Raw genomic sequence first — 20,130 nt, 5'->3', positions numbered from 1 at the left:
TTCAGGCCCCCTGACCGTTGACCGGCACGGAGGAGGGACGTCCTTCGGCCGCGATCATGCGTTCGAGTATCCGGCGTACCCACATTCCTCCGGCATCGATGTTGAGGCTGTAGAACTCGTGGCCCGGGTTGGCGTCGATGGCGCGCTGCTGGGCACGCAGCATGTCTTCGTCCTCACCGAAGACCCCGTGCACCGCTCGGCGCAGCTGGGTGGTGATGGTCTGACTGTCCAGACGGTAGTTGCGCATGAACGCCCAGAAGTAGTGGGAGGTGCGGTCGGTCTCGGGAGTGATCGTGTTCATCACGTACCCGTTGACGCCTTGGCTGCGATCGCCCTCGGGCGCTCCGGTACCGGCCTTCGCCACCCCGACGTCGATGCGGATCGTGCCTGGTGCCTCGAACTGGACGATCTGCCAGCGGTCAACCTTGCCCGAGAAGCCCGGGAACTTGTCGCGCATGTTCTTCAGCCAGAACGGAGGGGCATCGATGTCGCGCATCCATCGGGTGACCGTCACCGTGTTGCCTTCGTGCGTCACGTCGAACTCGGCCTCTGACAGCTCCTCCTGTCCGATGGTTGAGGAGTGCACGAATTCCTCGTGCGTGAGGTCCATGAGGTTGTCCAGGATGAGCTGGTAGTTGCAGCAGGCGTGGATCGTCTCCCCGTCGCCGGACCACGCCGGATCATCCATCTGATGCATGTCGGGCACAGCGGTCGGATCGGCCAGGTCAGGATCGCCGACCCAGACCCAGACGTACCGGTAGCGCTCGATGAGGGGGTGGGAGGGGACCGCCGCGCTGGGATTGACCGTCTCCTGCGCGGGCATCCCGGTGCAGCGGCCGGTCGAGTTGTAGCGCAGACCATGGTACGGACACTGCAGCTCGTCGCCCAGGATCTTGCCTTTCGACAGCGGGGCGAGCCGGTGCCAGCAGGCGTCGGTGAGAGCGACCGCGCGGCCCTCGCTGTTGCGCCACAACGCCACCGGTACGCCCGCGACTGTGCGGGCCAGCGGCTGCCGGTCGGTGACCTCGTGGTCCCAGGCGGCGACGTACCAGGCGTTGCGGGGGTAGTTGAAGATTTTCGCTGCTGCGGTGGTCGGTGGCGCGGTGTCCGGGGAGGGAGAGGCGGAGAGGGGCATGGAAACTCCCTATGGGGAGAGGTATCTGTTGTACGGGTCACAAACTAGCTATGGATATAGTGAGTGGCAAGGGTGTGTACCTTGATCAGCCCGGAAGGGGAGGTGCCATGTCGCTGCGTTACGCGCTGACCGCGCTGCTCACTGGTCGTCCGATGACGGGGTACGACATCTCGAAGAGCTTCAGTCGCTCGGTGGCCCATGTCTGGCACGCCCCGGACTCGCAGATCTACCCCGAGCTCAACCGGATGGAGCGCGACGGGCTGCTCACCTCCGTCGAGGTGCCCTGGGGCAAGAAGGGGACGAAGAAGGAGTACCACGTCACCGCCGCCGGCCTCGCCGACTTCCGGGCGTGGATGAGCTCCCCGCTGACACCTCAGCGACAGCGCGACCCGGCGTACCTGAAGGCGGCCTACTTCGACTTCGCCGACCCCGCATCGGTGCGTGAGCAACTCACGCAACAACAGGCATACTGGGAAGATCAATTGAGCATGCTCGAAGGCACCCGGGCCGCGCTCGTCAACCGCACCCACCCCACGTTGGCCGCCCGCCTGACCAAGCTGACCGAGCGGGAAGCCGAGCTCGCGGTGCGCTACAAGGTGTACGCCTACGACGGGCTCATCGCGCACGCCCGCACCGAGCTGGCCTGGATAGCGGACGGTTTCGCACTCGTCGACGAGCTGCACGACTCCTGACGCCCGGTCCCCGAGCCCGCCACGGAATTCTCCGGTTGGTCGGGGTGATGTACCTCCAACAACGACCGGATTGCACCTAAGTCACCGGTATCGAGGCTAGGAGTGGAACTCGCCCGCGTCGACGTTGAGGCTCTGTCCGGTGATCGCCCTGGCCAGGTCCGAGGCCAGGAACAGCACCGCGTTGGCGACGTCGCCCGGGTCGGGCAGCCGGCGCAGGTCGAACGCGGCCGCGGTCTCGGCGTAGACGTCCTCCAGTGTCACCTTGCGTTCGGCGGCCTGACTCGCGAACCAGCCCTTCAGCCCCTCGGTCCAGATGTAGTTCGGCACCACGGTGTTGACCCGGACGCCGCTCGGACCCAGCTCGGTGGCCAGACTGCCGGCCAGTGAGCGCAGCGCCGATTTCGAGGCTTTGTAGGCGCCGAAGTTGGGGCGGGAGTGGTGCACCACCGCCGAGCTGACCATCACGACCGAACCGGCGTGTCCGGTCAGGGTGGGAGCCAGCAGCTGGACCAGGCGCAGCGCGGCCAGGGCGTCCGTCTCCAGCGAGGCACGCACGGCGTCCAGGTCCATCGTCGCCAGGTCGCCCATCGCCGGGGGAGCGAAGGCGTTGCTGACGAACACGTCCACCCGGCCGAAGGTGTCCAGGGCGCGCTCGGTCAGCGCCCGGCAGGCGTCCGGGTCGAGGATGTCGGTGGGGACCGGCAGCGCCCGGCGGCCGAGGGACTCGACCTCGGCCGCCACCGACGTCAGGACCTTCTCGGTGCGGGCCGCCAGGACCACGTCCGCTCCGGCCGCGGCGCCGCGGACCGCGATCTCGCGGCCGAGGCCGGGGCCGACGCCGGACACCAGCATCACCTTGTCGGAGAGCATCTTCGCCTTCTTTCCTGCTTGAGAACGCGATGGATAGTGGGTCACGCCGGACGACAGCTGCGTGCGCGCCGTCTCCGACGTGGTCGTGGGTCCATGGGTTCCGCGAACCGCGGCCGGCCGCCACCGAGCGGCACCGGCACGGTTCGTCCGGCACACGGCCGGCCGGGGCAGCGGCGATCACCTGTCCGCCGCCCGTCACCGCCGTGTCCTCGCCCTCCGCTCCGGCCGCGGCGACGGCACTACTGCCGCCGCCACGCCGCCGGTGACGAACCCGAAGCCGGTGCCGCCGGGCATCCGGCACGGCGGCACCGGCCGGTGCGTCACGACGAGGACCGGCACGAAGACCGTTACGTGGAAGCCGGGGCCGGCGGTGAAGCCGTCGGGGGAGAGAAGTCCGCGATCGCCTGGGTCATGTCTCCGACGATCGCAGGCCATGAAGTCGTGGGCGTCTTCCGGCGTGCCATGTCAGGGCGCGATCACCGTTTCAGGCATCGCGTCACCCCGGAACAGGCCGTCGGGGTCCACGCGCGCCCGGACCCGCTCGACCGCCCGGACATCGGCTTCGGACAGATGCCCGCGCGGCCGGTCCAGGCCCTTCACGAAGCCCGGCGCGGTCCGGCCGGTGTCCCACGGGCCCAGGGCGGCGCGCACCTTGTCGCAGTGTCCGATGATCTCCGCCGGTGTGCCGCGCAGCTCCGGGACGCCGGCACCCATGTAGGCCAGGCGCGCGTCCAGGCGGTTCAGCACGCCACCGGCCGGGTCGCCGACGGCCAGGCGCCCGCCGAGCTGCCGCAGCTCGGCGGCGATCAGGGGCGAGCCGGAGCCTTCGCCGGTCAACCGCAGGAATTCGGCGATCCCTTCCCGGCCCGGCTCGGCGAGCAGCAGGTGGTCGCCGACGAAGGCGCCGGGCTCGTCGGGATCCATGTGGATGTCCGGGACCAGTTCGGGACCGCAGTCCTGCCAGGTGTCGAGCACCGGCTCGCCGATCTCGCGCAGCGGGCCCAGCAGGTCGCGCGCGTGGGCGGCCGCCATGGCGACGCCGGCGACGCACACCACCGGACCGCCCTTGAGCATCGGCGGGATCTCCGGCAGGTCAGGCAGGTTCATCACGCGCAGGGAGGTGGAGACCTCGTCGGGCGCGTGCAGCGTCCAGTCGTACCAGGCGCCGACCACGGCCTCGGCGTGCTCCCACGACCAGAAGGCGGCGCCCGCGACAAGACCGGTCGCCGGGAACAGCTCGATCTCGACGGCGGTGACGACGCCGAAGCCGCCGCCCCCGCCGCGTATGGCCCAGAAGAGGTCGGGGTCCTCGGCAGCGCTCGCGTGGCGCGCGTGCCCGTCCGCGGTGATGAGCTCGACGGAACCGATGTGGTTGGCGGCCAGGCCGAGTTTGCGGCCGTAGAGACTCACGCCTCCGTGCAGCAGGTAGCCGATGGCTCCGACGGTGCCCGAGGTGCCGTGGGGCGCGGCGAGGCCGTAGGGCGCGGCCGCCCGGACGACGGCGTTCCACGGTGTGCCCGCGGGGATGCGGGCCCGACGGCGCTCGGGGTCGATCACGACCCCGCCGGGCAGGCGCGGACGGATCAGGACGGCGCCGGTCATCGGGGTGGCCGCGCCGGCGGAGTGGCCGGTGGTGTGGACGCGAACGCCCTGGCCGTGCGCCGACGCATAGCTGATCGCGGCCCGCACGTCGGCGATGCTGGTGGCGGTGAGCGCGGCGGCGGGGTGCGCCGGGCCGACGAGGTTGTGGACGCTGGTGGCGGCGTCGTAGGCGGGGTCGCCGGGGAAGGCGACAGGCGCGGTGTCGAGCATGGCAACTCCCCTTGGTGGCCGGGCGGCTCTGTTTCTCAGGGTGCGAGCCGGACAGCCGCGGGAGCATCCGCCAACGTGCTCAGCGACGGGCGTGAAGACGCTTGGCCCGGTCCCCGGGACCATGTTGCCGATCGAGCAGGAACTGCTCGTCGGGCGCCGGTTTCCGGTTGTCCGCCGCCGGCTGCCGTCCGCCGGCACCCAGCCGGCCGCGCTCCCCGGCCCCCCGGTCCTCCAGAGCCGCTTCCACCCGCTCCGCCTGCTCCATGAGGAACCGCTGCTCCGGCCCGCTCACCGCCTGCCGCGTCGCGGTCCGGTACGCCTCCCGCGCCGCTTCCAGATCCCCGTCCATCTCCAGCAGGTGGGCCCGCACCGCGCTGAGCCGGTGACTGCCGGTCATCCAGCGATCCTGCTCCAGCGGCTCCAGCAGCCGCAGACCCTCGCGCGGGCCCTTGACCATCGCCATCGCCACCGCGCGGTTCAGACGCACCGCCGAACCCGGCGCCATCCGCTCCAGCAGGTCGTACAGGGCCAGGATCTGCGGCCAGTCCGTTTCGCCGCCGTCCGGGGTCTCGACGTGCACCGCGGCGATGGCGGCCTGCAAGCGGTAGACGCCGACGCCGGGGCGGGACAGGGCCTCGGCGACCAGCGCCAGGCCCTCCTCGGCGAGGTCGCCGTTCCACCGGGAGCGGTCCTGCTCGGCCATCGGGACAAGGGCGCCGTCGGCCAGGGTACGGGCCGGGCGGCGCGCTTCGGTGAGGAGCATCAGCGCCAACAGGCCGGCGACCTCGCCGTTGTCCGGCAGGAGGCGGCGGGCCTGGCGGGTGAGCCGGATGGCTTCGGCGGTCAGGTCCGGGCGCAGCAGGTCGGGGCCGGCGGTGGCGGTGTAGCCCTCGTTGAAGATGAGGTACAGGACGTGCAGGACCGCGCGGGTGCGATCGGGGCGTTCGGAGTCCGCCGGCATCCGGAAGGTCATGCCGGCGTCCTTGATCTGCTGCTTGGCGCGGGAGATGCGGCGGCTCATCGAGGCCTGCGGGACCATGAAGGCGCGGGCGATCTCCTCGGTGGTCAGGCCGCCGACCGCGCGCAGGGTCAGCGCCACCTGTGAGGACGGGGTCAACGCCGGGTGGCAGCACAGGAACAGGAGCATCAAGGTGTCGTCGTCGGCGGAGACCAGGTCGTCGTCGGGGGGCGGGGCCACCGACGCTTCGGGCAGTGCCATCGAGGCGACGGTGAGCTCACGGGCACGACGGGCACGGTCGCTGCGCCAGTGGTCCGTGAGGCGGCGTCCGGCGACGGTCAGGAGCCAGGCTCGTGTGTTGTCCGGGACGCCTTCGGCCGGCCACTGCGTGGCGGCGGACACGAGTGCCTCCTGTACCGCGTCCTCACAGCCGTCGAACTGCCCGTGACGCCGGACCAGGGCGCCGAGGACCGAGGGCCGCAGCTCCGCGAGCAGGGTTTCCAGACACCGGTCGGAACGCACCAGGTCATTCTATATGCGGGGCACTCGGCCGCCTGAAGAAGTGCGCACACGTCGAGATGCCCGGCGTCCGCCGGCGGTGGCACGGTCGGGGAAGTGACCGCGAACCGCTGAGGAAGGCCGCCATGACGGACACGACCGCCGCCGTCGTCACCCGCGACGACCCTCGCTACCCCGCCCTCGTCGAGGGCTACAACCATCGCTTCGTGGGCCGGCCCGACGAGGTCCGGCTGGCCACCGGCGCCGCCGACGTGCGGGCCGCGGTCCAGGCAGCCGTGGACGCCGGCCGACGGATCGCCGTGCGCAGCGGCGGCCACTGCTTCGAGGACTTCACCGCGCATCCGGACGTCAAGGTGCTCGTCGACCTGTCCGCGCTCAACCACGTCGGCCACGACGCCGAGCGCGACGCCTTCGTGGTGGAGCCCGGAGCCCGGCTGGACCACGTCTACCGCACCTTGCACGACGGCTGGGGCGTGACCGTCCCGGCCGGCACCTGCTTCGAGGTGGCCGCCGGCGGTCACATCGCGGCCGGCGGCTACGGGCCGCTGTCCCGGCGCGACGGCCTGGTGGTGGACCACGTCACGGCCGTCGAGGCGGTCGTCGTCGGCGCGGACGGCCGGGCCCGCACCGTGGTGGGCACCGACCGGCCCGACGACCCGCACCACGATCTGTGGTGGGCGCACACCGGAGGCGGGGGCGGGAGCTTCGGCGTGGTCACGAAGTACTGGCTGCGCACGCCGGGAACGCCGGACGGCGACCCGGCCCGGCAGCTCCCCCGCGCGCCGCGAGCGGTGCTGCGCCGCGACACCATGTGGTCCTGGGACGCGATATCGGACGCCGACTTCCACACCCTGCTGCGCAACTACTGCACCTGGTACGAGGAGAACAGCGAGCCGGGCGCACCGGCCACGGCGTTGTGGAGCAACCTGATCATCACCCACCGCTCCGGCGCCATGTTCACCCTGACCTCGGTGATTCCCGACGACGCACCGGACGCGGCCGAGATCCTCGAAGAGCACACCGAGGCGGTCACCCGCGGAATCGAAGCCGAGCCGGTGTCGGCGACCTCCGAGACCTCCCCGTGGCTGGACACCTGGCTGCCGTCCTACAGTTGGCCCAGCGATCCGCGGGGCCGGTACAAGAACAAGGCGGGTTATCTGCGGCGCGGGTTCTCCGACGCGCAGATCAAGGCGATCCACCGGCATCTGTCGTCACCGGATTACGAGAACCCCATGGGCTGCCTGGTGCTAACCGGTTTCGGCGGCAAGGTGAACGCCGTCGCCCCGGACGCCACCGCGGTGGCGCAGCGCGACTCCATCCTCAAGGCCTCCTACAGCACCGGCTCCTGGACCGACCCGGCCGACGACGAGCGCCACCTGGCCTGGGTGCGCGCCTACTACCGGGACGTCTACGCGCACTCCGGCGGCGTACCGGTCCCGGACGACACCAACGACGGCTCCTACATCGGCTACCCCGACACCGACCTGGCCGATCCCGAGTGGAACACATCGGGGACCGACTGGTCCGCCCTGTATTTCAAGGACAACTACGCCCGCCTGCAACGCGCCAAGCGCGCCTACGACCCGCTCGACGTGTTCCACCACGGGCTGTCCGTTCGCCTGCCCTGAGAGGGCAGTGGTCCCTCCGCGCCCTGATGCCATGTCATGGGGGCGTGGCGCTCACACGTGTTCGTGCGGGTGGCCGGCGTCGGCCGCCGGAGAGCCGCTCTGCCGCTCGGCTTTCCCCTGCCCGCCACCGTGCGGCGCCACAGCTCCGGCCTGGACCTCACGGAACTGACCGGGTGAGCAGGGCGGACGCCATCGCGGCGGACCGAGCCGCACTTCAGGAGATGCCGCTGCCCGCCGGGGCCGTCAAAGTGCAGTGAGGGAGCCGCTCGCTCTGCATCACCGTCCTGATCCGGAGCGGCGTGCGGTCCGTCCCGTTCCCATGAATCGTGCCGATTGATGGAGGCTGTCCATGACCGATCCCGCATACCGGGACGTGCCGGCGACCGAGACGCAGCAAGGGCTGTGGCTGCTGCGTGCGCTCGGGCAGGAGCCCGCGCCGCGGTGCCGGACGTATCGGGTGGTCGGCGACCTGGACGTGGCGGCACTGGCTGGGGCGTGGCGGTCGCTCGTGGACCGGTACGAGGCACTGCGGTCGGCGTTGGTGCTGCGGGACGGCGTGCCGGTGCGCCGGGTGTGGGCGCGTGCTGGGACGCGGTCGTTCCGGCTGCACGAGGTGGACAGCGGGCCGGCCGCTGAGGGGCAGTCAGAACTGGCCGACGGCGGGCCGGATCCGGTGGGCGTGCCGACGGGGGCGCGGATGACCGTCACACGCCGCGGGCCCGAGGAGTACCGGGTCCATTTCGAGGTTCCCTGCGCGTTCGCCGATGAGGACTTCCTGGACACACTGGTCGTGGAGCTGTCCGAACTGTGCGCCGGGAACGCGCCTCTGACCGGCACTCCCGACGGCGGGGAGGCCGACGCGGACGCGGCAGACCCCGAGGCGTTGACCTGGTGGGTCAACGCGCTGACCCCGCTGCCGAGTGAACTGCCGCTGCCCGCGGACCATCCGCGTCCGGATCGGCCTTCGGGACGGTGGGGGACGGTCGGCGCCCCGGCCGACCCGGGGCTCGGTCGCGCCGTCGCACGCTGTGCCGAAGCCGGTCGCAGCAGCCCGTTCGTCGTGATGCTCACCGCGTTCCAGGTGCTCCTGCACCGCTACACCGGAGGCGACCGGGTGGCTGTCGCCGTGCCGGTCTCGCAGGGCGGGGCGGGCACGGCGGCGAACGTCCTGATCCTGCCGGCCGACATCGAGGCGAGGCAGAGCTTCAAGTCCGTCCTCGAGCGCGGCACGGCGCTGGCCGCCGAGGCGATGGCGCGGCGTGCCGTTCCGCTGGCGCGTGTGCTCGGGGCACTGCCGGTCGTCCGCGACGTGCGGCGGGTGCCGCTGGGCGATGTCGTGTTCGACTATCGGGGGCGGCCCAAGCGAGTGCTGTCGATTCCCGGAGCGGTCGTCGAGCCCTGCCCGGAGTACGGCGGGCCGGCCCCGGCCGATCTGGTGCTGCGGGTCGACGACAGCGGGAGCGGGCCGGCCGTCACCGTGCTCTACGACGCGGATCAGTTCGGGCCGGCCACCGCGCGGATGATCCTGCGGCAGTTCCGTACGCTGCTCCGGTACGCCGTCCGGGCTCCGGACACCACCGTCGGCGAGTTGGCCCTCGACAGTCCCGGCAGGGCGGCGCGTGCCGCCGGCGAGGCCGATCCACGGGCCGATGACGGCGCGCCCGGGTACACGATCGTGGAGGCGATCAGCAGGCGTGCCGCGCAGGACCCGGACGCGGTGGCCGTCGACGGTCACGACGGGACGCTCACCTACCGTGCTCTGCAGGCCGCCGCGACACGGGTCGCCGTCGATCTGCGCGCTGCCGGGGTGCGGGCCGGTGACGCGGTCGTCGTGCGGCAGCCGGTGGGAGTGCGTCAGTATGCCGCGCTGCTGGGGGTGTTGTCGGCCGGTGCGCATCTGTGCTGGTTCGGCACCGATGACAGCGGGGACCGCGGCCGGGCCGTCCTGGAGGCGCTGAAGCCCGCGGCGATGTTGGTGGCCGCTGGAACGACCGGAACCGCGGACGCTGTCGCACCCGGCTCCGACGCACTTCTCGACTGGTACCGCACGACCATCGGCGGCCAGGTCGTCACCGTCGGAGAGCCCGACCCGGCGCCGCGCACGGTCGCCCCCTCCCCGACGCTCCCGTCGCCGAGCCTCACCGACCGCGCCTACGTCGCCTTCACCTCCGGCACCACCGGCGTCCCGAAAGGCATCGCGCACCGTCACGCCACACTCGCGCAGTTCACCGCGTGGATGGCGGCACAGTTCGAGATCGGGCCCGGCGTACGCGTCGCGCAGTGGGTGACCGCCGAACACGACCCCGCTCTGGCCGAGACGTTCGCGGCACTCGGATCGGGCGCCACGCTGTGCCCGGTGCCCGCGAAGATCCGGGCCAACCCCGAACGCCTCCTGGACTGGCTGGCCGCGGAAGACATCGGCGTGCTCCAGACCGTGCCCAGCTTCGCCCGCGAACTGCTCCGGGTCCTCACCGAGCGCCGTTCCGCCGAACACCTGGGCAGGCTCAGGGTCCTGCTGTTGATGGGCGAAGCACTGCCCGGCGAGCTCGCCGACGGACTGCTGGCCGCGCTGCCGCTGGTCCGCGTCGCCAACCTCTACGGCCCGACCGAGACCGTGGCCGCGACCTGGCACCCGGTTCGCCGGCGGGCAACGCACGCCACCAGGGCGGTCACCGCCCCGGCGGGCAGCGCGTCGGCGAAGCCGGCCGCCGCCCCGGTCCCCATCGGCCGCCCCATTCCCGGCCGCGGCGTCCTCGTCGTCGACGAATCGGACCGTGTCTGCCCCGTCGGCGTCACCGGGGAACTGGTCGTCACCGGCCCCTACGTCGCCGACGGCTACCTCGCCGCCCACGACCACGCCGCCTTCACCCGGCTCCCGTACCTCGACGCGCCCTGCTACCGCACCGGCGACCTCGCCCGCCGCCGCCCCGACGGCACCCTCGAATACCGCGGCCGCAAGGACAGCCAGGTCAAGCTCTACGGCAGCCGACTGGAGCTCACCGACGTCGAAGCGGCCCTGGCCGGACACGCCACCGTCGCCGACTGCGCCGTCATCGCCGGTGCCGACCGCGACGGCCTCGCCGTCCGCCTGGTGATCTGCATCGTCCCGCGCCGTCTGCCCGACGGCGAGCCGCAAGGCTCCCCGAGCGAGTGGCGCGCCCATCTGCGCCGACGCTTCGGCCGCTCCCTGCTCCCTGCCCTGTACCGCACCCTGGACCGTCTCCCGCGTACCGCCACCGGCAAGATCGACCGTCCGCAGCTGGCGCTTACCGTCGCCGCCGCCGAGCGTGATGCGGCGGCCCGGCGCCCCGCGGCCGGTACCGAGGCCGGCCTCGCCGCGATCTGGGCGGACCTGCTCGGTACGCCGCCGGTCCACGTGGACCAGACCTTCTTCGCCGTCGGCGGCACCTCCCTGCTGGTCCCGCGGCTGCTGCACCAGGTGCGACAGCGCTTCGCGGCCGACCTGACCGTCCCTCAGTTCTACGCACATCAGAGCCTGGCCGCCCTGGCCGCTCTGGTCGACCGAACCCGATGAAGGAGCCCTTCGTGTCCACCACCCCCATCAGCGCCCCAGCCGTCAGCGCGTCAGTCGTTCTGGACGGCGAGACGCTCGACATTCCCGCCGTCCGCCGGGTGGCCGAGCAGCGGGCCAAGGTGTCGCTGACGCCCCAGTCGCTGGCCAAGGCCGGCAAGAGCCGCGCCGTGTTCGAGGACGTGGTCCGTGCCGGGACCCCGGTCTACGGCGTCACCACCGGCTACGGCGAGATGATCTACATGCTCGTCGACCCCTCGCAGGAGACCGAGCTGCAGACCAACCTGGTCCGCAGCCACAGTGCCGGCGTCGGTCCGTTCTTCCCCCACGACCAGGCACGTGCGATCGTCTCCGCGCGTCTCAACGCCCTGGCGAAGGGCTACTCGGCGGTGCGGCCGGAGATCCTGGAGCGGCTGGCCCTGTACCTGAACACCGACCTGATCCCGGCGATCCCGGAGATCGGCTCGCTGGGCGCCAGCGGAGACCTGGCTCCGCTGTCGCACGTGGCCTCCACCGTCATCGGCGAGGGCTACTTCCTCGGCCCGGACGGCCCGCGGCCGGTCGCTCCGGTGCTGCGCTCGCTCGGGATCACGCCGCTGGAGCTGAAGTTCAAAGAGGGCTTGGCGCTGATCAACGGTACGTCGGCGATGACCGGGCTGGGTGCGCTGGTCGCCGGCCGGGCGCTGGAGCAGGTGCGGCACGCCGAGATCGTCTCGGCGCTGCTGGTGGAGGCGATGCGCGGATCGATGGGGCCGTTCCAGCCCGAGGGCCACGACATCGCCAGGCCGCACCCCGGCCAGATAGACACCGCGGCGAACATGCGGGCCCTGCTGCGCGGCAGCGGGCTCACCGTGGAGCACGCGGATCTGCGCCGTCAGGTCGCCGCGGCCAAGGACGACGGGAACGTCACCCGGACCGAGATCTACCTGCAGAAGGCCTACTCGCTGCGGGCGATGCCGCAGGTGCTGGGCAGTGTCCGGGACACCCTGACGCACGTCACGGCCCGGGTGCAGACCGAACTCAACTCCGCCAACGACAACCCCCTGTTCTTCGAGGACCACGAGGTCTTCCACGGCGCCAACTTCCACGGCCAGCCGGTGGCCTTCGCGATGGACTTCACCACGATCGCCCTGACCCAGCTCGGCGTGCTGGCCGAGCGGCAGCTCAACCGGGTCCTGAACCGGCACCTGAGCTACGGCCTGCCGGAGTTCCTGGTGGCCGGCGACCCGGGTCTGAGCAGCGGATACGCCGGCGCGCAGTATCCGGCCACGGCGCTGGTCGCCGAGAACCGGACGATCGGCCCCGCCAGTACCCAGAGCGTGCCGTCCAACGGCGACAACCAGGACATCGTCAGCATGGGTCTGATCGCGGCCCGGAACGCCCGGCGGGTGCTGGCCAACAACCAGCACATCCTGGCTGTGGAGTTCCTGGCCGCGGCCTCGGCGGTGGACGTCTCCGGGCGCTACGCCGGCCTGGGGCCGGCCGGCCGCGCCACCTATGACGCGGTGCGCTCGCTCGTGCCGCCGCTCAACCGGGACCGGTACATGGCCGACGACATCGAGACCGTCGCCGCGGCCCTGACCCGCGGGGAGTTCATCGCCGCCGTCGAGGACTGCGGCGTGGAACTGCGCTGACACCGGCCGTCCGACACCGGCGTCCGACACCGGCGTCCGGCGGCCCTGGGCCCGGCGGACCGACAGGAAGGCAGGACAGCACATGGCCACACGGCCGATGACAGGCGAGGAGTACGTGGAAAGCCTTCGCGACCGTCGCGAGGTCTACGTACACGGCGAACGCGTCAAGGACGTCACGACGCACCCGGCGTTCCACAACCCGGTGCGCATGACCGCCCGGCTCTACGACGCCCTGCACGACGACCGCTACCGCGATGTCCTGACCTGCCCAGTCGACGGCGGCGGCGACGGGTACACCCACCGCTTCTTCACCACGCCGCGCAGCGCCGAGGACCTGGTCGCCGCGCAGGGAGCGATCGCGGCCTGGGCCCGCCTCAGCTACGGCTGGATGGGCCGCAGCCCCGACTACAAGGCGTCCTTCCTCGGCACCCTCGGCGCCAACGCCGACTTCTACGAGCCCTACGCCGACAACGCCCGGCGCTGGTACCGCGAGTCGCAGGAGAAGGTCCTGTTCTGGAACCACGCCATCGTGCACCCGCCGGTGGACCGCGACCGGCCGCCGGACGAGGTCGCCGACGTGTTCGTGCACGTCGAGGCCGAGACCGACGCGGGGCTCGTGGTCAGCGGCGCCAAGGTGGTGGCCACCGGCTCGGCGCTGGCCCACTACAACTTCATCGCGCACTACGGCCTGCCGATCCGCAAGCGTGAGTACGCGCTGGTGGCCACCGTGCCGATGGACGCCCGCGGCGTGAAACTGATCTGCCGGCCTTCTTACAGCGCGGCCGCGGCCGTGGTCGGCAGCCCCTTCGACTACCCGCTGTCCTCACGGCTGGACGAGAACGACACGATCCTCGTGATGGACAAGGTGCTGATCCCCTGGGAGAACGTCTTCATCTACGGGAATCTGGGCAAGGTGCAGATGTTCACCGCCCGCTCCGGCTTCCCCGAGCGGTTCACCTTCCACGGTTGTATCCGGCTGGCGGTGAAGCTGGAGTTCCTGGCCGGTCTGCTGTCCAAGGCGCTGCAGGCCACCGGCACGCGGGACTTCCGCGGCGTGCAGAGCCGGCTGGGGGAGGTGCTGGCCTGGCGGAACCTGTTCTGGGGGCTGTCCGACGCGGCCGCGCGCAACCCGGTGCCGTGGAAGGACGGAGCGGTACTGCCCAACGCGGACTACGGGATGGCCTACCGATGGTTCATGCAGGTCGGCTACCCGCGGATCCGGGAGATCATCCTGCAGGACGTGGCCAGTGGGCTGATCTACGTTCCCTCCGGCGCCGAGGACTTCCGCAACCCGGAGACACGGCCCTACCTGGACAAGTACGTCCGCGGCTCGGGCGGGGTCACAGCCGTGGAGCGGGTCAAGCTGATGAAGCTGCTGTGGGACGCGGTCGGCAGCGAGTTCGGCGGCCGGCACGAGCTGTACGAGCGCAACTACTCGGGCAACCACGAGAACACCCGGGTCGAGCTGTACGCCGGCCAGCTGGCCTCCGGTCAACTGGCCGGTTACGAGAAGTTCGTCGAGCAATGCATGGCCGAGTACGACCTGGACGGCTGGACGGTCCCGGACCTGGAGTCCTTCCCGGACCTCAGGACGCTGATCAACCGGCCCTGAAAGCACGCCGGCACGCCGGACGATGCCGCGGCCGACGACCGTGGCCGACGACCGTGGCCGACGGGACACGTGATCCAGCCCGGCGGAAAGTTCCGCATGCGATGTCCGGTTCCCCGGGGCGGCTCCGACCCATGGGTGAGAGCGTCCACACCGGGCGCCCGGTCGCGAGGAGCCCAGCGATGAAGTACATGCTGCTGATCAATCTGAACCCGAAGGTCCTCGGGGCGATGAACGAGGAGGAACAGGCCGCTGTGGGCGCCGCCCACGAGAAGCTGACGGCGGTCATCAAGGAGGCCGGCGAGTTCGTCGCCGCGGAGGCCCTCGCCGAGCCCGCCAAGACCACCGTGGTCCGCGTCCGCGACGGCAGGACGGCCACCTCCGAAGGCCCATTGGTCGAAGCCGAGGAGTACTTCTGCGGCTACTACATCGTCGATGTGGCCGGCCAGGACCGCGCGGTCGAGCTCGCCGCCATGATCCCGGACGCGCAGTGGTCCGCCGTCGAGGTCCGGCCGTTCTTCGAGATGCCCGAGGCGGGCTGAGACGCCGGCGGAGCCCGGCCGGCGGCGGTCGTCCGCAGCCGGCCGGGCGGCGCACCGACCCGGCGGCCGGGCCGGCGCATGTCCGGATCCGCGCTTCGGCTCCGACTGACAGGTATAGGAAGAAGACAGCGCCGACGGGTGCTGCTCAAAGGAAGAAGAGGGAGACCACCATGGACAGCGCCTTGGAGCCCGAGGTCATCGAGGCACTGCGGGCCGAAGTCACCGGTGAGGTTCTCGTGCCGGGCGACGACGGATACGACGCCCTCACCGATCTGATCGTCCACACCGGGCACCCGGCCGTGATCCTCCGAGCCCGCAGCAACGACGACGTGGCCCGCGGCATACTCTTCGCGGTCGCGCACGATCTGGAGATCTCCACCCGCAGCGGCGGTCACAGCAACGCCGGCTTCAGCACCAACGTCGGCGGTCTGGTCCTGGACCTGGCGCACCTGAACTCCATCGAGGTGGTGAACGAGTCGGAGCGTCTGGTCCGCCTCGGCCCCGGCGCGGAGTGGGCCGAGGTCGCCACCGCGCTGGAGCCGTACGGCCTGGCCTTCACCTCCGGCGACACCACCAGCGTGGGTGTCGGCGGCCTGCTGGTCGGCGGCGGCATCGGCTGGCTGGCCCGTAAGTACGGCCTGGCCCTGGACAGCCTGGTGGCCGCGGAGGTCGTGACGGCCGACGGCCGCGTCCTGCCGGTCAGCGCCGAGGAGAACCCGGACCTGTTCTGGGGGATCCGCGGCGGCGGCGGCAACTTCGGCGTGGTGACCTCCTTCACCGTGGTGGCACAGCCGGTCGCCCAGGTCTTCTTCGGCCAGATCTCCTTCGCCCCCGACGAGACCGCCGCCGTCCTGCGTGGCTGGGCGGAGTACATGGACTCCGCGCCCGAGGAGCTCACCGCCACCGCCATGTGCTGGCCGACCTTCGGCGAGGCCGCCCCGCCGCTGGCCATGATGGTCTGTTACGCGGGCGACGACGAAGCGGCCGCCGCCGCGGCCATCGACCCGATCCGCAAACTCGGCACCGTCGTGGACGACCAGGTCCGGCTGATGCCCTACGGCGACGTCCTTCAGCCCGCGGGCGACCTCCCCCCGGGCTGGCGCCCGCGCGTCCGCAACCGGTTCACCCCGGCCCTGACCGGGGACCTGGTCACGACGATCCTCGCCGAACAGGCCAACCTCGAGAACCTGTACGTGGAGATCCGCAGCATCGGCGGCGCCCTGAACCGGGTGCCGCGGGACGCGACCGCGTTCGCCCACCGTTCCACCCAGGCGATGATCATGGGCGTGCTGCTCGGCTCCCCGGAGGGGAACGAGCCGCTGCTGCCCGCCTACGAGGCGTTCTGGTCCGCCTTGGCCCCGTCGACGTCCGGTGCCTACAGCGGCTTCCTGAGCGACATCCTCCCGGCGGACGTCGAGGCGGTGTACCCGCGGCAGGCATATCGACGGCTGGCGGCGCTGAAGCACGAGTACGACCCCGGCAACGTCTTCCACCTGAATGTCAACGTCGTCCCGGCCGGAGTCTGCGCGAGCTGATCCGCGCGGCGCCGTGCATCGCGCACGGCGCCGCTCGGCGTTCTTCCTCACACCGGCAGCACTCTCACCGGTACCCCGTTGAACACCGCGTTCCCCGAAACCGGGTCCACCACCAGCTCATCGGTCAGCGCGTTCGCGTTGACACCGGCGTTCCTGCGCGCCACGGACTGCCCACTGTCCTCATGGCCCCAGCCGTGCGGCAGGCTCACCACCCCCGGCATGATCGCCTCGGTGGGCTCCACCGGCACCTCCACCTCCCCGGCCGCCGACCGCACCCGCGCCCGGTCCCCGAGGCCGAAGCGGGCCACGTCCTGCGGATGGATCTGCAGGGTGCACCGGTTGCTGCCGCCGACCAGCGAGGGCACGTTGTGCATCCAACTGTTGTTCGAGCGTAGGTGCCGGCGTCCGATCAGCACCATCTCCGGGGCCGGGTCCCGCAGTCGGCCCAGCAGCCGCGGCACGTCGGCGGCCAGCGCCGCCGGCGCCAGATCGACCTTGCCCGAGGCGGTGCACAGGATCTCCGGCAGCCGCGGCTGGAGCGGACCGAGGTCCAGTCCGTGCGGGGCCTGCCGCATCGCCTCCAGCGACAGACCGTAGGACCCCAGTTTCAGCAGCGCGTCCAGAATGCGCTCGGTCCCGTCGGCGCCGTCCAGGCCGGCGCGCAGCTCCGGTGCGGCCGCCAGCAACTGCCCGAGCAGCATCTCCTCGCCCTCCCCGGGGTCGGCGTCGGGGCCCTGACCGGTGAGGATGAGCAGCAGCCTGGCCAGGATCGCGGCCTCGGAGTACTGGTCGTGACGCAGTGGCAGCACCGGCGGGGAGAAACGGGCGTAGTTGCGGACCATGATGATCTGCACCAGGAAGTCGAAGTGCGGGCTCTGCAGGATCCGCGGCGGTGGCAGGATCACGTTCGCGTGCCGGGTGGTCTCGTTCAGGTAGGGGTCGACGCAGACCATGAAGTCCAGCCCGGACAGGGCCCGGGCCAGGCGCGGGGCGCCCGGCGCGGACAGTGCCGGGTTGCCCCCCACCGTGATCAGGGCCCGGATCTGCCCGTCCCCGGGTGTCTCGATCTCGTCGGCCATGGTGGCGACCGGGAACTCGCCGAGGACCTCCGGCAGACCGCGTACCCGGCTGTGCCAGGCGCCGGTGGCGAACGGCTGTCCGCTGCGGAAGATCTCCAGGCCCGCGGTCTTGGCGAACATGACGCCGCCGGCCCGGTCCAGGTTCCCGGTCAGGGCATTGATGACATCGACCAGCCACTGCGCCGTCGTGCCGAACTCGGCGGTACAGGTGCCGATCCGGGCGTAGACGCACGCCGATGGCGCCGCCGCGACCTCCCGCGCCAGCCGCACGGTCGTCGCGGCGGGCACGCCGCACGCCCGCTCCACCGCATCCGGCGTGAAGTCGCTAGCCAGGGACCTGAGTTCGGTGAGTCCGGTGACCTCCATGTCCAGGGAGGTCAGTCCCTCGGCCAGCAGCGTGTGCACGATGCCGAACAACAGGTAAGGATCCGTCCCCGGGCGTATGAACAGGTGCTCGTCGGCGAGTTCGGCGGTGCGGGTGCGCCGCGGGTCGACGACCACCACCTTCCCGCCGCGCTCCTGCAGAGCGCGCAGTCGGCCCTTGAAGTCCGGCGCCACGCACAGCGAGCCGTTGGACTCCACCGGGTTGGCCCCGAGGATCAGCATGTAGTCGGTGCGGTCGAGATCCGGGACGGCCACGGCCATCGGATCGCCGAACATCAGCCCGCTGGCGACGTGCTTGGGCATCTGGTCGACGGTGCTGGCCGAGTACACGTTGCGGCTGCCGAGGACCTGCGTCAGCGGCTGCCGGTAGAGGAATCCGGCCATGGTGTGGAACGTCGGGTTGCCGAAGTACAGCGCCACGGCGTCGCGGCCGTGCGCCGCCATCGTCTCGTCGAGCCCGCGGTGCACCTCGGCGAACGCCTCGTCCCAGCCGGCGGGCCGCAACTGCCCGTCGACCCGGACCAGCGGGCGCGCCAGCCGGTCCGGATCCTCGTCGAGCCGGCCCAGCGCCGCCCCTTTCGGGCAGAGGAAGCCCTTGCTGAACGGGTCGTCCGGGTCGCCCTCGACCCGCAGTACGGAGCCGGCGTCGTCCAGGGTCAGCCGCAGCCCGCAGGACGTCTCACACAGGGGACAAGTGCGCAGTGCAGTCTTCATGCTCGCTCCCGAGGTCGGGGGTGGGCCGACGCCCCGGGCGGAAGCCCCCGGCCCACCGCCGGCCGGTCCTGCGGGCAGCGGAAAAGGGACCGGTGGACCTCGCCGGCGTCGCACGGTTCACTCGCCTCCCGACGCTAGCAGCGGCGCGGCGCGCGCTCTTCTCGCTGCATGCGAAGCGGCATTGACTTCTCGCTGGATGCGAAGGGGCCCGGACCGGTTGGGCATTCCGGAAGATGTCGGCCGCCCCCGGGCGGGCGATCGTGGGGGCAGACCTGTCGAAGAGAGGATTCACCATGGCTCCGCCCGCCGAGCCGGCCACCGCCGCCGGACCGCTGACCGCCTTCCGTGAAGCCGACTCCGAAGCGCTGGCCGGGGCGTTCAGCCGCCTGGTCGGCACGTTCTGGACCGACGGAGTACTGAACGATCCCGCCTCGGCGCGGGAAGCCGTCCCCGATCTGCTGCTTGCCTGGCACAACGCCGACGCCGCGCACCGCGGCTACCTGGCGATCGGCCTCGGCCTGCTCGTCGAGGCCGAGTACCCGGCGCTCGACGGCCCGGTCGCCACCGCCGTGCGCCAGGGCCTGGACCCCTTCCTCGACGAGGTCCGCGGCACCACCGCCGTCGCACCGCTCACCCTGGCGCTGCTGTACCTGCTCTCGCACTTCCCGGACGAACGCGACCGCATCCAACCGGCGTTCAGCGGTGTGCCGCTGGACCCCGACGACCGGACCCGGCTGGAGCGCGGGCTGACCCGGCTGGACCACCTCGACCCGGACCTGGGCCGGGCCTGGCCCTCGCCGTTCGACTGGGACATCGACGAGCAGGAGCGGGAGTCCGACCGGGCCTGGATCGGAACGCTGACACCGAAGCAGATCACCGAGACCTGGGACAACGACACCCGCACGCTGTGGGCCACGGCCGGCGCCAAGGCCCTGTGGACGGTGGCCAACGGCATGCCCACTCCGGTCGTCGACCAGAGCCCGTACTGGTCGGCCAGGCACGAGGCGGCGGGCACCGTCGACGGCACCACGTTCGCCCGGCACGGATCCGCGCTGCGCTGCCCCTCCTGCCGGAGTGCGCTCACCTTCCAGAACAGGGGAGCGCGCTGCCGGAGCTGCTCCACCTTCTACCCCGTCGCCCCCGGCGGCATCCTCGACCTGTCCCGCCGGGAGCGCTCCGGCGCCGGCGTGAGCGACGACGCCGAGGACATCGAGTCCGACGTGCTGCAGAACGCCGCCGTCATGAGCACCGTCGGCCACCACTACGAGGCGGGGCTGCGCCCGGCCTTCCTGCGCGTCATGGGCCAGAACTGGGACGGTGGCGTCACGCCGGCGATCGAGGACGCCTACCTCACCGACCGGCTGCGCGCGGCCGCCGCCCGCACCGACGCCCCCGTACTGGACCTCGGGGGGGGGGGGGGGGGGTGGGGAGGGGGGGGGGGGGGGGGGGGGGGGGGGGGGGGGGGGAGGGGGGGGGGGAGGGGAAGG

The 20,130-nt window shown here is 71.7% G+C and carries 13 protein-coding genes; 8 read left to right on the top strand and 5 right to left on the bottom strand.

All coding sequences use genetic code 11. The annotated features are described in order from the left end of the window. Nucleotide 1: 1 nt before the first annotated feature. Entirely contained in the window at nucleotides 2-1,135 is a 1,134-nt protein-coding gene (locus ACZ5GT_RS31565; protein ID WP_469033038.1) for an aromatic ring-hydroxylating dioxygenase subunit alpha, read from the bottom strand. Nucleotides 1,136-1,242: 107 nt separating this feature from the next. Between ACZ5GT_RS31565 and ACZ5GT_RS31560 the strand changes: the two genes are divergently transcribed. After that, the gene (locus tag ACZ5GT_RS31560; RefSeq protein WP_469033036.1) at nucleotides 1,243-1,827 is read left to right on the top strand and encodes a PadR family transcriptional regulator; all 585 of its coding nucleotides are present in this window, start codon (nucleotides 1,243-1,245) and stop codon (nucleotides 1,825-1,827) included. A gap of 96 nt (nucleotides 1,828-1,923) precedes the next feature. On the opposite strand, the gene ACZ5GT_RS31555 is transcribed toward ACZ5GT_RS31560, so the two are convergent. The 3 genes from ACZ5GT_RS31555 to ACZ5GT_RS31545 form a co-directional block, all read right to left on the bottom strand. Further along, nucleotides 1,924-2,697, bottom strand: a complete 774-nt coding sequence (locus ACZ5GT_RS31555; RefSeq protein ID WP_469033033.1) for an SDR family oxidoreductase — start codon at nucleotides 2,695-2,697, stop codon at nucleotides 1,924-1,926. Between the two features lie 465 nt (nucleotides 2,698-3,162). Continuing rightward, nucleotides 3,163-4,509 carry an FAD-binding oxidoreductase gene (locus tag ACZ5GT_RS31550; RefSeq protein ID WP_469033031.1) on the bottom strand — a complete coding sequence of 449 codons (1,347 nt, stop codon included), beginning with the start codon at nucleotides 4,507-4,509 and terminating at the stop codon, nucleotides 3,163-3,165. 79 nt (nucleotides 4,510-4,588) lie between these two features. After that, the gene (locus ACZ5GT_RS31545) at nucleotides 4,589-5,989 is read right to left on the bottom strand and encodes an RNA polymerase sigma factor (protein WP_469033029.1); all 1,401 of its coding nucleotides are present in this window, start codon (nucleotides 5,987-5,989) and stop codon (nucleotides 4,589-4,591) included. 122 nt (nucleotides 5,990-6,111) lie between these two features. Here ACZ5GT_RS31545 and ACZ5GT_RS31540 point away from each other — a divergent pair, with 122 nt between their 5' ends. From ACZ5GT_RS31540 to ACZ5GT_RS31515, 6 genes are all read left to right on the top strand, one after another. Beyond that, entirely contained in the window at nucleotides 6,112-7,614 is a 1,503-nt protein-coding gene (locus ACZ5GT_RS31540) for an FAD-binding oxidoreductase (RefSeq protein ID WP_469033027.1), read from the top strand. Nucleotides 7,615-7,963: 349 nt separating this feature from the next. Beyond that, entirely contained in the window at nucleotides 7,964-11,149 is a 3,186-nt protein-coding gene (locus tag ACZ5GT_RS31535; RefSeq protein ID WP_469033025.1) for an AMP-binding protein, read from the top strand. Then, the gene (gene cmdF, locus ACZ5GT_RS31530) at nucleotides 11,146-12,780 is read left to right on the top strand and encodes a tyrosine 2,3-aminomutase (protein WP_469033022.1); all 1,635 of its coding nucleotides are present in this window, start codon (nucleotides 11,146-11,148) and stop codon (nucleotides 12,778-12,780) included. The genes ACZ5GT_RS31535 and cmdF overlap by 4 nt, the downstream gene beginning before the upstream one ends. Before the next feature lie 82 nt (nucleotides 12,781-12,862). Beyond that, complete coding sequence (locus tag ACZ5GT_RS31525; RefSeq protein WP_469033019.1) at nucleotides 12,863-14,392, top strand: 4-hydroxyphenylacetate 3-hydroxylase family protein; 1,530 nt, start codon at nucleotides 12,863-12,865, stop codon at nucleotides 14,390-14,392. A gap of 179 nt (nucleotides 14,393-14,571) precedes the next feature. Continuing rightward, nucleotides 14,572-14,931 (top strand): YciI family protein, encoded by a 360-nt coding sequence (locus tag ACZ5GT_RS31520; RefSeq protein ID WP_469033017.1) that lies wholly within the window; start codon nucleotides 14,572-14,574, stop codon nucleotides 14,929-14,931. A 170-nt stretch (nucleotides 14,932-15,101) separates the two neighbouring features. After that, entirely contained in the window at nucleotides 15,102-16,466 is a 1,365-nt protein-coding gene (locus ACZ5GT_RS31515) for an FAD-binding oxidoreductase (RefSeq protein ID WP_469033015.1), read from the top strand. A gap of 47 nt (nucleotides 16,467-16,513) precedes the next feature. Here the strand turns inward: ACZ5GT_RS31515 and ACZ5GT_RS31510 are convergent, their stop codons facing one another. Continuing rightward, nucleotides 16,514-18,643: a molybdopterin oxidoreductase family protein gene (locus tag ACZ5GT_RS31510; protein ID WP_469033014.1), complete on the bottom strand. Its 2,130-nt coding sequence runs from the start codon at nucleotides 18,641-18,643 to the stop codon at nucleotides 16,514-16,516. A gap of 293 nt (nucleotides 18,644-18,936) precedes the next feature. Here ACZ5GT_RS31510 and ACZ5GT_RS31505 point away from each other — a divergent pair. Next, the coding region (locus ACZ5GT_RS31505; RefSeq protein WP_469033012.1) for a class I SAM-dependent methyltransferase at nucleotides 18,937-20,130 on the top strand (1,194 nt) is incomplete at its 3' end.

The sequence above is a fragment of the Streptomyces sp. NPDC031340 genome, from assembly GCF_055569945.1.
Note: the sequence above shows the minus strand (reverse complement) of the source record. Positions and strands in the feature narration are given on the sequence as shown.

Coding starts and splice junctions, on each gene's coding strand:
- ACZ5GT_RS31525 (WP_469033019.1), top strand. CDS start 12,863: ATGGCCACACGGCCGATGACAGGCGAGGAGTACGTGGAAAGCCTTCGC.
- ACZ5GT_RS31550 (WP_469033031.1), bottom strand. CDS start 4,509: ATGCTCGACACCGCGCCTGTCGCCTTCCCCGGCGACCCCGCCTACGAC.
- cmdF (WP_469033022.1), top strand. CDS start 11,146: ATGAAGGAGCCCTTCGTGTCCACCACCCCCATCAGCGCCCCAGCCGTC.
- ACZ5GT_RS31520 (WP_469033017.1), top strand. CDS start 14,572: ATGAAGTACATGCTGCTGATCAATCTGAACCCGAAGGTCCTCGGGGCG.
- ACZ5GT_RS31515 (WP_469033015.1), top strand. CDS start 15,102: ATGGACAGCGCCTTGGAGCCCGAGGTCATCGAGGCACTGCGGGCCGAA.
- ACZ5GT_RS31560 (WP_469033036.1), top strand. CDS start 1,243: ATGTCGCTGCGTTACGCGCTGACCGCGCTGCTCACTGGTCGTCCGATG.
- ACZ5GT_RS31565 (WP_469033038.1), bottom strand. CDS start 1,135: ATGCCCCTCTCCGCCTCTCCCTCCCCGGACACCGCGCCACCGACCACC.
- ACZ5GT_RS31555 (WP_469033033.1), bottom strand. CDS start 2,697: ATGCTCTCCGACAAGGTGATGCTGGTGTCCGGCGTCGGCCCCGGCCTC.
- ACZ5GT_RS31510 (WP_469033014.1), bottom strand. CDS start 18,643: ATGAAGACTGCACTGCGCACTTGTCCCCTGTGTGAGACGTCCTGCGGG.
- ACZ5GT_RS31535 (WP_469033025.1), top strand. CDS start 7,964: ATGACCGATCCCGCATACCGGGACGTGCCGGCGACCGAGACGCAGCAA.
- ACZ5GT_RS31540 (WP_469033027.1), top strand. CDS start 6,112: ATGACGGACACGACCGCCGCCGTCGTCACCCGCGACGACCCTCGCTAC.